10 protein-coding genes are annotated in these 12552 nt (G+C 60.5%); 2 read left to right on the top strand and 8 right to left on the bottom strand.

The genetic code is table 11. The features are described 5' to 3' along the window. From GGE33_RS18025 to GGE33_RS18015, 3 genes are all read right to left on the bottom strand, one after another. Complete coding sequence (locus tag GGE33_RS18025) at nucleotides 1-789, bottom strand: ABC transporter permease (RefSeq protein ID WP_183685686.1); 789 nt, start codon at nucleotides 787-789, stop codon at nucleotides 1-3. A gap of 5 nt (nucleotides 790-794) precedes the next feature. Beyond that, nucleotides 795-1619, bottom strand: coding sequence for an ABC transporter permease (locus GGE33_RS18020; RefSeq protein WP_183826111.1), 825 nt, complete (start codon nucleotides 1617-1619; stop codon nucleotides 795-797). A gap of 176 nt (nucleotides 1620-1795) precedes the next feature. Continuing rightward, nucleotides 1796-2794 carry a polyamine ABC transporter substrate-binding protein gene (locus GGE33_RS18015; protein WP_394353674.1) on the bottom strand — a complete coding sequence of 333 codons (999 nt, stop codon included), beginning with the start codon at nucleotides 2792-2794 and terminating at the stop codon, nucleotides 1796-1798. Between the two features lie 274 nt (nucleotides 2795-3068). Here GGE33_RS18015 and GGE33_RS18010 point away from each other — a divergent pair, with 274 nt between their 5' ends. Then, complete coding sequence (locus tag GGE33_RS18010) at nucleotides 3069-5396, top strand: heavy metal translocating P-type ATPase (RefSeq protein ID WP_183826105.1); 2328 nt, start codon at nucleotides 3069-3071, stop codon at nucleotides 5394-5396. A 7-nt stretch (nucleotides 5397-5403) separates the two neighbouring features. Here the strand turns inward: GGE33_RS18010 and GGE33_RS18005 are convergent, their stop codons facing one another. Further along, nucleotides 5404-6840 carry a sensor domain-containing diguanylate cyclase gene (locus GGE33_RS18005; RefSeq protein ID WP_183826101.1) on the bottom strand — a complete coding sequence of 479 codons (1437 nt, stop codon included), beginning with the start codon at nucleotides 6838-6840 and terminating at the stop codon, nucleotides 5404-5406. A 263-nt stretch (nucleotides 6841-7103) separates the two neighbouring features. On the opposite strand from GGE33_RS18005, the gene GGE33_RS18000 reads away from it, so the two are divergent. Next, nucleotides 7104-8234, top strand: a complete 1131-nt coding sequence (locus GGE33_RS18000; RefSeq protein ID WP_183826085.1) for a glycoside hydrolase family 25 protein — start codon at nucleotides 7104-7106, stop codon at nucleotides 8232-8234. A gap of 101 nt (nucleotides 8235-8335) precedes the next feature. On the opposite strand, the gene GGE33_RS17995 is transcribed toward GGE33_RS18000, so the two are convergent. The 4 genes from GGE33_RS17995 to GGE33_RS17980 all read right to left on the bottom strand — a co-directional run bounded on the left by GGE33_RS17995 (nucleotide 8336) and on the right by GGE33_RS17980 (nucleotide 12506). Then, nucleotides 8336-9403, bottom strand: coding sequence for an HlyD family secretion protein (locus GGE33_RS17995; RefSeq protein ID WP_183826082.1), 1068 nt, complete (start codon nucleotides 9401-9403; stop codon nucleotides 8336-8338). Between the two features lie 36 nt (nucleotides 9404-9439). Beyond that, the gene (locus tag GGE33_RS17990) at nucleotides 9440-11134 is read right to left on the bottom strand and encodes an MFS transporter (protein ID WP_183826078.1); all 1695 of its coding nucleotides are present in this window, start codon (nucleotides 11132-11134) and stop codon (nucleotides 9440-9442) included. Next, complete coding sequence (locus GGE33_RS17985) at nucleotides 11121-11579, bottom strand: MarR family winged helix-turn-helix transcriptional regulator (protein WP_183826075.1); 459 nt, start codon at nucleotides 11577-11579, stop codon at nucleotides 11121-11123. Before GGE33_RS17985 ends, GGE33_RS17990 begins: the two co-directional genes overlap by 14 nt. Nucleotides 11580-11726: 147 nt before the next feature. Continuing rightward, on the bottom strand, nucleotides 11727-12506 hold the full coding sequence (locus tag GGE33_RS17980; RefSeq protein ID WP_183826072.1) for an SDR family oxidoreductase: 780 nt from the start codon (nucleotides 12504-12506) through the stop codon (nucleotides 11727-11729). Between the last annotated feature and the right edge of the window lie 46 nt (nucleotides 12507-12552).

The following is a 12552-nucleotide window of genomic DNA, read 5'->3' as shown; positions in this document are numbered from 1 at the left end:
CTATTTGGTCAGGAAGGTGAGGCCGAGGGTCATCTCGACGATGGCCATGACGCCGACGGTGACGAGCATCAGGAGCACAGACACCGAGGCGATGGTCGGATCGAAGAACTGTTCCATATGGGCCAGGATCTGGATCGGCAGGGTGGAAATACCGGGGCCGGTCAGAAACACCGAGATCGACACGTCGTTGATCGAGGTGATGAAGGCGAGAATGAAGGCGGCAATAACGCCGGCGCGGATATTCGGCAGAACCACGGTGAAGAAGGTCTTGAGCGGCGGGCAGCCGAGGCTGATGGCCGCCTCTTCGACGGAAAAGTCGAAGGAGGCGAGCGAGGCACCGACGACGCGCACCGAATAGGGCAGCACGAGCAGCGCATGGCCGATGATCAAGCTCGGATAGACGGGCAGGCCCATGCCGATCGTGACCGATTTTAGGAGCGAGAAACCGAAGACGATTTCCGGCACCAGGATCGGTAAAACGAACAGGGTGCCGAGCCATTTCGGCAGGCCGATACGGTAGCGGTTGAGCGCATAGGCTGCCGGAATGCCGATCAGGAGAGATAGGCCGGTGCCGAGGATGGCGACCTGGAAGCTGGTGATTGCCGTGTTTCGGAAGGCGGAGATTTCAAAGATGTTCCAGAACCAGCGGAGCGTCAGGCCCTGGGGCGGGAAGGTGAGGTAGGTCGTGTCGCTGAGCGAAGCGCCGATAATGATGACCAGCGGTGCGAGCAGGAACAGGAAGACCAGGATGGCGAAGGCGCCAAGCAGCGGGTGGATACGGGCTGTCATGGTCGTTACACCGCCATCGGGTTGAGACGCCGCGCGATGCGGCTCATGATCGAAACGATGGCAATGGTGATGACCACCATGATTGCCGCGATGGTGGAAGCGCCGACCCAGTCGAAAGTGACCATGGCGCGCTGGTAGAGAAGCGTGCCCATCATCATCATCTGCTCGCCGCCGAGGAGCTGCGGGGTGGCGTAGGAGGTGAAGCTGCCGGTGAAGACGAGGACCGCACCGACGATGAGGCCGGGGACCGCGAGCGGCAGGATGACCTGGAAGAAGGTGGCAATCGGCTTTGCGCCGAGCGAGGCGGAGGCTTCCACCACATCGCGCGGGATGCCTTCGAGTACGCCGGTCAGCGTCAGGATCATCAGCGGCACGAAGAGATAGACCATCGCGACGATGACCGAGCCTTCGGTATAGAGCATCGACAGCGGTTCGGAGATGATGCCGAGCGACAGAAGCGAGCTGTTGAGGATGCCGTTCTTGCCGAGAATGATCAACCAGGCAAATGAGCGTACCACGACGCCGGTCAGCAGCGGGAAGACCGCGGCGATGATGGCGATCGATTTCAGCCGGCCGGGCATCTGGGCGATGACGTAAGCCGTCAGGAAGCCGATGACGAGCGATATCGCCGTGGTGATCAGCGCGATCCTGAGCGTCCGGTAAAGGATGTTGGTGCGGAACCCACTGTTGAAAAAGGCGGTATAGGTGGAAAATACGCCCTTCGGCTCGCCGAATGTGGTGGCGATGGTGAGGACCACGGGAATGACGAGCAGCAGCACGACCGCAATCGTCGCCGGCAGTGTCAGTCCCCATTTGGCGAACTTGTTCATAAGTTTCGTCTCGATTTCGCTCGGCCCCTCATCCGCCTGCCGGCACCTTCTCCCCGCAGGCGGGGAGAAGGACGGGTGTCGCATCCGTTCTGCCACATTTAAACGTCGAGTAGGGCACGTTCCCTCTCCCCGCAAGCGGGGAGAGGGTTAGGGTGAGGGGCAATTTTACGCCGAGCTTACTGCGCGAACAGCTCGTTCCACTGGTCGATCCAGTCGGTCTTGGCTTCGTTCATCTTGGCATAGTCGATGCGCGACAGGCTGTTGACCTGTTCGGCGCCGTAGGTCCACATTTTTGCCTGTTCCGGCGTCAGCTCGACCTTGGTGTTGATCGGAGCGTCTACGCCCTGTTCGGCTTCCTTCTGCTGCACTTCCTTCGACAGCACGAAGTTGATGAACTGGTAGGCAAGCTCGACGTTTTCCGAACCCTTCGGGATATTGACCGTGTTGACGGTGGCGATGTCACCATCGGTAAGCTTTGCCCAGGTCATGGTCGGGACCGCTGCCTGCATGGAGGCGAGCGTGAAATCCTGGGCGATTGCGACGCGCACTTCGCCGGTGGAGATGAGGTTCACCAGTTCGGAACCGGTATTGTAGTTCTTCACGACGTTCGGCTTCAGTTCCTCGATCGCCGAGAATGCAGCTTCGCTATCCTCGAACGCATCCGTGCCGCCATGCTTGCCAGCCTGCAGCACGACCATCGGGCCGGCCGTGGTGGTGATGCCCGGCAGCGAGATCGACTTCTCCAGATCGGCGCGCCACAGATCGTTCCACGAGGTGATCGGCGGATTGACCTTGGCACTGTCGTAAACAATGCCGACGCGGCCAATCGTGTAGGCCGGGCCGTACTTGCCCTGCGGCTGGCGGCCGAGTTCGTAGATATCCGCAAGGTTCGGGATCTTGGCCGGGTCGATTTCGAGGAACTGGCCCTGTTCGATGCCGAGCTGCGAGAAACTGTCGGAGAGGTAGATGACGTCGACACCCTTGCCGTCGCGCAGGCGCAGCTTGTTCAGGCGGTCGGCATTGTTGCCGGTCTCGAAGACGATGTCGCAGCCACAGATCTTTTTGAAAGGCTCGATGATGTTGGCGTTCATCTTCTCGCCGTTATAGCCCCACCAGGAAATGGTGAGGGTCTTCGACTGGGCGCTGGCGGCGGACGCGCCGGCGAAGGAGGCGATGACGGCGACAGCCGACGCGCGAAGAAGACGGGAGACGTTCACGGGACGAAGACCTTTCGGAATACCGGTTGACCGGGAATACCCCCGGACTTTGGGGGCAATTCTATTTTTTGAGCGATCGGCTCGCAAGCCTGTTTGGCGGGCAGTCCACTTTTTTCAAGGCGCATTTACTGTGGTTTTTGCCGACAGGAGAAAGTTTTTCGAAAAAAGCCCCTTGCAGCTCTAGTCACTAGAGGTCCTAGAAGAACTACTCGAAGTTATGGCGGAGAGTGACATGTCGGATAGCCGGACGAAAGACGGAACCTCGCATCAGGCGCGCTACAAGGTTGGCGGCATGGATTGCGCCAGCTGCGCGGCGAAGATCGACACTGCGGCGCGGCGCATTGCGGGCGTCGAGGATGTTTCCGTCTCAGTCGCTGCCGGCACGATGACGGTGAGCCACGATGGCAGTGCCGATCTTGCCGCCATGGAGAAGAAGGTTTCCGGGCTTGGCTATTCGCTCAGGGCTTTGGGGAAGAAGGGCAGGGCAGAGGGGGGCGTGCCCTCCTCTGTACTGCCGGACCTCTCCCCCTCAGGGCGAGAAAATGCCCCGTCGCACGACCACCACGAGCATGGCCCGGGATGCGGCCACGATCATCACGGGCATGACCACGCGCGTCATCATGGCGGTGGACACGATCACGAGGATCACGACCATGATCACGCCGAAATCGAGGGCCTGCATGGTCACGATCACGCGCCGATGGATGGGCCATGGTGGAAATCGAAGAAGGGGCGGCTGACGATCGTCGTCGGGCTGGCGCTTGTCATCGCCTACGGCCTTGGACATCTCATTCCGGCTTATGACAGCTATATTTTCACTGCCGCGATGCTGATCGGTTTGGTGCCGATCGCGCGACGGGCGATCATGGCGGCTTTTGCAGGCACGCCGTTCTCGATCGAGATGCTGATGACGATTGCCGCTGTTGGTGCCGTCGTCATCGATGCCTCGGAAGAAGCGGCCGCCGTCGTTTTCCTGTTTCTGGTCGGAGAACTCCTGGAAGGCGTTGCCGCCGGCAAGGCGCGTTCCAGCATCCAGAGCCTGACGGCATTGGTGCCGAAGACAGCTTTGCTGGAGGAGGGCGGCAAGACACGCGAGGTGCCGGCCGAAAATCTTACCGTCGGCTCGGTCATTCTGGTGCGGCCGGGCGACCGGATTTCCGCCGATGGCATCATCGTTGCCGGGACAAGTGCGATCGACGAAGCACCGGTGACGGGCGAAAGCACGCCGGTTTCCAAGAGTGAAGGCGAGCAGGTGTTTGCCGGGACGATTAATGGCGATGCGGCTTTGCGCATCCGCGTGACGGCTGCAGCCGAGGACAATACGATTGCCCGCGTCGTGCGGCTGGTGGAAGAAGCGCAGGAAAAGAAGGCCCCGACCGAACGCTTCATCGATCGTTTTTCGCGTTATTACACGCCGGGCGTCGTGGTCGTGGCCGCACTCGTTGCCATTCTGCCGCCGCTCGTTGTCGGCGCAGACTGGAGTGAATGGATTTATAAGGGCCTGGCCATTCTTCTGATCGGTTGCCCCTGCGCTCTGGTCATCTCGACGCCCGCTGCAATCGCCGCCTCGCTTTCATCCGGTGCGCGCCGGGGCCTGCTGCTGAAGGGCGGTGCGGTTCTGGAAACGCTCGGCAAGCTGACGGCCGTCGCCTTCGACAAGACCGGGACGCTGACCTCGGGCAAGCCGCAGGTGACCGACGTGATCGCCTTCGGCCGCAATGCGGATGACGTGCTGCGGATCTCGGCGGCGCTGGAAACAGGTTCCAGCCATCCGCTGGCAATGGCGATCCTAGCAAGGGCTGCCGAATACGAACTGGACATTCCAGCGGCAAGCGCGGCGAAGGCACTGGGCGGCAAGGGCGTGACGGCAATCGTCGAGGGCGAAGAGGTGTTTCTCGGGTCGCCGAAGGCGGCGGTGGAGCGCGTGTCGCTGCCGATGGCGCATTCACGCCGAATTACCGCTCTCAATGATGAGGGCAAGACGGTTTCCGTGCTGGTCGTCGGTGGCGTTCTGGCGGGCGCGATCGCCATGCGCGATGAACCGCGTGCCGATGCCAAGGCCGGGTTGAAGCTGCTCTCCGATGCAGGTGTCAAGACGGTGATGCTGACCGGCGACAATGCCCGCACGGCAGGAGCGATCGGCAAGGATCTCGGGATCGAGGTGTGCGCCGAACTGATGCCGGAAGACAAAAGCCGCATCGTCGGCGAACTGCAGCGCGAGGGATTCGTTGTCGGCAAGGTCGGCGACGGGATCAATGACGCGCCGGCGCTCGCAGCGGCCGATATCGGCATCGCTATGGGCGGTGGCACCGATGTGGCGCTGGAGACGGCCGATGCGGCCGTGCTGCATGGCCGGGTTTCGGACATTGCAGCCATGATCGACCTGTCGAAGCGCACGATGCGCAATATCTGGCAGAACATCACCATCGCTCTCGGGTTGAAGGCCGTGTTCCTGGTGACCACCATTATCGGCGTCACCGGATTGTGGCCGGCAATCCTAGCCGATACGGGGGCGACAGTGCTGGTGACGATCAATGCGCTGAGGTTGCTGCGGCGATAGCTGGTATTTACGCGCTACGACGGATCACGACGGGGGCTATGGGCTCGGCTTCTGGCCGGGCAAGCTGGATATCACTCGAAAGGATCGCGCTGCCGCGATGGGACGCCTTGGCATAATAAAGTGCGGCGTCGGCTGCACCTAGCGCCGTATCGCAGGATGTCTCACCTTTTTCGACCAGTTTGATGCCGAATGAAGCCCCTATCGACACATCACCCTTAGATAGTCCGATCGGTTGCGTCAGCGAGTGCGAAAGATCCCGGCAGATGTTCTCGGCCTCACTTGCAGAAACCTCCGGCATGAGGATCGCAAATTCGTCACCCCCCAGGCGGAAGAGCCTGTCGGCCTGGCGGATGCCGGCACGTAGCCGAGATGCGACTATCTTCAACAAGTCGTCGCCCGCCGCGTGTCCGTAGGTGTCGTTGACCGATTTGAAGCCATCGAGGTCGAGGCAAATAACGGCGAGGGGTCCCTTTTCGCTCAGCGACCTGAATTCCGGCTGCAACAGCGCCCGATTGGCGAGGCCTGTCAGGAAGTCGTGTGTCGCGGCGTGGCGCATGCGTCTTTCGCGCAACAGCAGCGTGCGGGCGGCGTTTCTGGATATACGGACCGCGAATATGCCCGTGGCCAGCAAAAGTATGCCGACGGTGATGAGCAACGGAAGCGAGCGGTACATAAGGTCGGCGGCCGGACTTGGCGGGCGCCAGGACAGGACCTGCGGTTCGCCACCCGGGCCGACCGCGATCTCGACATGAGCGCGATCCGGCGCGACACGCGCAAGCGTCCCCATCCGTGAATCGTCGAGCAGGAAGCGGGTGCCGAAGAATTCCTGAATGGTGCCGGTGATTGGCATGGCGGTGATCAGGATCGGCGCGCGTTCGCCCTTCGGCCTGGCGGTTCCGAAATCCGGCTGAAACAGCGCAGCCGTCATCAGCACCGCATCGTCTCCCAGAACTTCGATCCGGCTGATGCTGACCGGTTTCGGGATGCCCTCGATGACGCGTCCAATTTCTCTGGATCGGACATTTGCAACCAAGGCAGCCGCATCCTTGACGACGGCAGGAATGCCGCGGGTGAAAAAGCCGCGATCCTTCACACTGTCGTCCGCACGGGAATAGATCAGCTGATCGTCGTGGTCGAGTACTGCGACAAAGCGGGTACGGGATGTTCCGATGAGAGAGGCGCCGATATTGCGGTCGGTCCATTCGAGATCGAAGCTGTTATCGATCTTGGAGATGGATTCATCCCATATGGTCCATGCGGTCAGCGAGAACTCGATGTCGCTGATCCACAGGTCGATATTGTGCTTGACCAGCGTCTCCTGTCGCTGGCGAAGATCCGCGTCGATCTGGGCAATGCCCACATAAGGGATTGTCGCCATGCCAGCGATGAGCACCGCCACCGCAATGATGGCCGGGCCAACCAGCCTGAAGTGAATGAAGCGCATGAGAGTGGAAACGCCGTTGGGAATTGGCTTATGTCAATAAGGCGAGTATCGGACGCAAGTTCTTAACAATGGTGTTACTATCGGGCCTGCCCACGCGATAATCATCGATTATTTTATTAGCTTCCGCTGGCGAATGCCGGCGAAGTGAACGACTCGTAAAGATTGCATTTAGGTTTTTTCGGTAACGTCCCGTTAGTCAAATCCCGTGTTGCGCCTGAAAACAGGCAGTCAGGGCGGGATCGGTGTTTTGCGTACGGGTCATCATGCGTTTTTCTGCTGCCACTTCGGCCATCATCGCCACCTGTATCGGCTTGTCCAGCTGTACCTCGTCCAGCACAGAGACAGCGCTGACCGTACCGCCCGCGTCAGTCAAGACCGCGCGGGTCGCGCCGTCACAGGCAATCGTTCCGCCGTCAATGCCGGCAGCGTCTGTTCCTTCAATCGATCCGACACCGGTTGCGGCGATCACGCCGCCGGCCGGCTTGAGAGATCCGCATGAGCTGGCTTGGAATGGCGGTGCACACGAAACACAGGCATTCGACGGCTTGGCAACCACTGTCGGCATGCCGGTGCCTGCCGAGCGCCCTGTCGCCTCGCTCAGGCCGGCACTCAATTCTTCACGCAGCCAGCCACCATATAGCCAGCCAATGCCGCCTTCTGCAGGTTTCCAGCGTCTGAAGGTTTACGGCCACCGCTTCAGTGATGCCAAGCCGATGAATTTCGGCCGGGTCGCGCCCCGACACTTTGCCGTGCATGGCGTCGACGTATCCCGCTGGCAGGCCAATATCGACTGGGCGAGACTGCGCACCCAAGGCGCCAACTTCGCCTATATCAAGGCGACGGATGGCGGTGACCATATCGATCCGATGTTCAGGACGAACTGGAACAGGGCTCAGCAGGCGGGCATCCGTCGCGGCGCCTATCATTTCTTCTACTGGTGCCGTACCGCCGGCGAGCAGGCCGACTGGTTCATCCGCAACGTCCCGCGCGATCCTGATGCGCTGCCGCCTGTGATCGACGTGGAATACAATCACCAGTCCGACTGCAAGATGCGGCTTTCGACCGAGCGGGTGCTCGAGAAGATGCAGGTCTTCATGGACAAGCTGGAACGCCATTACGGCCAGCGCCCGGTCATCTATACCGCACCGGATTTCTACAAGGATCACCTGCGCGGCCAGTTCCGTGACTATCCTTTCTGGCTGAGGTCGGTGGCCGCTCACCCGTCAAAGATCTACCCGGATCGCAAGTGGCTGTTCTGGCAGTATTCGGGATCGGGCCTGTCGCAAGGTGTTGAGGGCAAGATCGACCTCAATGTCTTCAATGGCGGCGTTGAAGGCTGGCATGACTGGGTGGAGCGATCCACCGGTGCCGGGAGCGCCGTCGCGCAGCGCTAAAAAAATAGACAGATAAGATGGAGAAAGCCCCGCGCCGGGATGCTGAACAGGGCGCGGGGCTTCTTTTTGTCCGGAAAGGGCGGGGCGGACTGACGAAAAGGTCAGTTGCCCTGTGCCAGAGCTGGTCCACTTTGCTGCGCGAGGTCAATGCTGGCAACGACCGACATGCCGGGGACGAGGCTATCGGTAAGTGGTTGGTTCGGCTCTATTGCGATCCGGACGGGAATACGCTGGGCGACCTTGGTGAAATTGCCGGTCGCGTTATCGGATTTGATGACGGAGAATTCGGAGCCGGTCGCCGGCGCGAAACGCTCGATACGGCCCTTGAGACTCTGGTGCCCGAGAGCATCAACCGTGAAGGTGACCAGCTGGCCGGGCTTCATTCCTTCGAGCTGGTTTTCCTTGTAATTGGCGACGACCCAGACATGATTGGGCACGAGCGATGCGATCTGTGTGCCGATCGAGACGTACTGGCCGAGGCGGCCTGTCACTTCACCGAGCTCGCCGTCCTGCGGGGCGGTGATGCGGGTGTTCTGCAGGTCTATATCGGCAAGCGCGACGGAAGCCCTGGCGCCCTCGACGGTCGCTTCCAGCGTCCGGCGGTTGACGACGATCGTGTTGAGGTCCTGCTCGGCGACGAGGACTGCCGCGTCTGCCTGGTGAACCGATGCCTGGGCCTGATCATAGGTCGCCTGGGCTTTTTCGAAATCGCTCTGGGTCGAGACATTGCTCTTTAGGAGCGACTGGGTGCGGTTATAGGCGGTCTTGGCCGCATCGAAGGCGGCGTTGGCACTTTCGACGGCTGCCTTGGCCGAAACGATCTTGGCGTCAGCCGACTTGCGGCTCTGCTCGGAATTGGCAAGCGAAGCCTCGGCCGATGCCAGGGTGGCCTTCGCCTGTTCCAGCTTCTGCGTGTAGATGCGGTCGTCTATCCTGGCAATCAGGTCGCCTTTTTTGACCCTCTGATAGTCCTGAACAGGCACTTCTACAATATAGCCGGCGAGCTGCGGGCTGAGCAGGGTAACCTGGCCACGCACATAGGCATCGTTGGTGGTCTCGATAGAGCCCTTGAACGGCGGCAGGTTCCAGACATAGAGCACGATGAGGACACCGGCGATGCCGACGGCAGCCGCGAGATAGGTGGCGAGAGAGCGAAATACGGATTTCATGGTCTTTGACTTGTGTTTTGGGCCAGGTTGCGAGCGTCAGGCAGTTTGTGGGGCGTCTGTGCTGTGCAGGAACCGGTGGCGGTTATTCCAGAGGATGTGGAGCAGCAAAAGGCCGATGGCCACTGCCGCGAGAACGAATGTCGCGAAGAAGGCGTCGTTATAGGCAAGCACATAGGCTTGCTGCTGGACCTGCTTGGCGAAGGTGCTGGTGCCCTGGATCGTGTGCTGCGTGGCATCCGAGCCGGTGCGGCTATAGGCGGAGACGTACTGGTTGATGCGCTGCACGACGAGCGGATCGGTGGGCAGGAGGCGCGAGGTCAGGATGGCGGAGTGATATTGCTCCCGCCAGGTGACGAAGCTGCCGAACAGGGCGCTGCCGATGAAGGCACCGACTTTCTGGGTAAAGAGAAACACAGCGATGAAGCTGATGATGTAGGTCAGGCCCTTCTTCAGCGCGGCGGCAAAGCCGACGGCCATGGCCGGAGGAAGGAAGAGGCCCGAGCCGAATGCGATCAGCGACTGGCTGAGCAGCATCTGGTCCGGACGCGTCAGAACCGTTGACTGGCTGTCCATGAAGGTACCGGCGGCAATCAGGATCAATGCGAGCAGATGGATGGCGGCCTCACGACCGGGCTTCATGAAGACCGCGCAGAGCAGGCCCGAGGCAACGCTCGCAATCAGCACCGCCCAATAGAGGTGAGCCATCTGCTCGTTGAATAGGCCGAGCTGGCGGAAGAAATTGATCGCGCCCGTCGACTGTTCGGTGAGCAGCATGCGGAAGACAAGCAACACGCCGGCGAAGTGGACGATCTCCCAGGAGCCTATCCAGCGCACGTCGATCAGGTTGTTCTTGCGATTGAGCTCCAGCATGATGCAGAGCGTGCCGCTGACGATGCCGGTGATCAGCACCCAGGCGAGCCAGTTGGCTTCCAGCCACCAGTAGAGGCGGCCCATGGTGAAGAAGACCGCAAGACAGCCCATCGACGTGGCGAGCAGGCCGTAGCTCACATAGTCCATCGATGAGATGACCTTGGCGCGGGGCGGGGATGTCAGCGGCAGAATGTAGATGAGGCCAAAGACGATCAGCGCCAGGGCGAGCTCGACGAGATAGAGGCCGCGCAGGTCGTGAATATCGAGAAGCGACGGCGAAATGAGGCCGGCGATCGGCGTCGACAGCGACAGGCCGATCAGGGCGAGGCAAAGACCGATATTGAGCTTCTTCTCCGGTGGAAAGATTTCCAGCATGTAGAGGAAGGCCATCGACGAGATCGGCGCTGCCGCCGCACCGGCGAAGAAACGAAGTGCGATGCTCAAGCCGAGATCATTGACCCACAGATGCGCAAGGCTGATGATCACGTAAGGGATGATCGCCAGCTCGCAGAACTGGCGGATGCCGTATTGGGTGCGGACCTTGAACAGGAACAGGCCGAGGCTGGCGTTCGGGAAGAGATAGGCTGCCATCAGCCATGCTGCTTCGTTCTGGGTCGCTTCAAGCGGTCCGGCGATCTGCTGCAGGTTGGTCGAGATCATCGCCGTGCCAAGCCCCTGCATGACGGCGGCCGTGAGTGACGTAATTGCATAAAGAAGTGCGATCGGTAACGGTTTCGGCACGAAAGGCGGTGGGCTTGCAGGAGCGGGGGCCGGCGGTGGCGCCTGCACGTCGGCTGCCGCAGTTTCCAGCCGCTCGAGCTGCGGCTCTTCGCTTCTCACAGTGGCCTCACGCGTGGACATCATCGACCTCCACATTGGAGACGTTTTCGGAGATCCGTTCCATCAACGCGATGGCTTGCCTCAGCTCGGCCTCGTCAATGCCCTCAAAGAACTGATGCCGGATCTGGTCTGCCAGCGCACGCACGAAAGCGGCCTGCTCTTCTCCGTGTTCGGTCAGGGCGATGAGCTTGACGCGCCGGTCGTTTGCATCGGGGCGGCGTTCGATCAGCCCGTTCTCTTCCATCCGGTCAAGCAGGCGCACAAGCGTTGCCTGTTCCAGCTCCAGATCGCAGGCGAGCTCCGTCTGGGTCATGTTCTGCTTTTTCGCCAGACGGAAAAGCGCACGCGCACGGGGATAAGTGAGCCCGTGGGCGGTCACCTTCTTGTTGAAAGTCGTGCGGATTTTGCGGCTGACCTTGGTCAGCTCCTCAAGGAATTCCGAGGCTGTTTGATCGATATAGGGCATTATGGTTAGCACACTAAGATTATCTATGGCATTAGTTAGCACCCAAAGTATTCAATTTCAATCCTTGACCATGCGCAAATCAGGCCTCCAGAATTTGCATAGGTCGCAAGAATTTCTGCCCGATCGCGCGTCAGCGAGCTTATAGGGTCAGCGCAAAAGTCCCTGACCACCATCGACATAGACCGGAGTTCCTGTGACATGCCGCGACTGGTCGGAGGCAAGGAACAGGATAACGGAAGCGACGTCCTCGCTTCGACCCGCCTTGCCGCCGGTGATGGGAATATCGCCGGTGGGGAACTCCACCGGAACGGCAGTCTCGTTTTCGCCACGCACTTTTGTGTTGTTATTGATGCTGGTCTCGATAGCGCCCGGGCAGACCGCGTTGACGCGAACCCGGTGGCGACCCAGTTCAAGCGCCAGTTGCTGGACGATGGCCACTTGAGCCGCTTTTGTCGCGACATAGGCCGTTGCACCCGGCGTATTGAAGGTGCGATTGCCATTGATGGACGATACGACGATCACCGAGCCGCCCTGCCTTTTCAGATGCGGGATGCTGGCATTGAGCGTCAGATAGGTGCCGCGCAGGTTGACGCGGATCGTCTGGTCCCACTCATCCGGCTTGAGATCATCAATCGGCGCCCAGACGCCGTTTATGCCTGCATTCGCCACCACCACATCCAGCCTGCCGGTCTCCGCGACCAGCGTTTCCACGGCGTGGTGCATGGCTATTTCATCCGCGACGTCGGCGTTCAAAGAAATGGCTCTGCCGCCGGTGACCTCGATCAATTCCGCTGTTTCGTTAAGTTCGCCGGGCGTGTGGCCCAGAATTCCCACGACAGCTCCGGCTTCTGCCAGCTTGATTGCAGAAGCGCGGCCGATGCCCGAGCCTGCGCCGGTGACCAGAGCGACTTTCGACTGAAATTCCATCGGCGATCCTTCCGTTTCGGGCAGTGGTCCAACCGCCGCAACGAAA

Origin of the sequence: Aliirhizobium cellulosilyticum (genome assembly GCF_014198105.1) — a bacterium.
Lineage (GTDB): Bacteria > Pseudomonadota > Alphaproteobacteria > Rhizobiales > Rhizobiaceae > Neorhizobium > Neorhizobium cellulosilyticum.
This window is presented reverse-complemented; position numbering and strand designations above follow the sequence as displayed.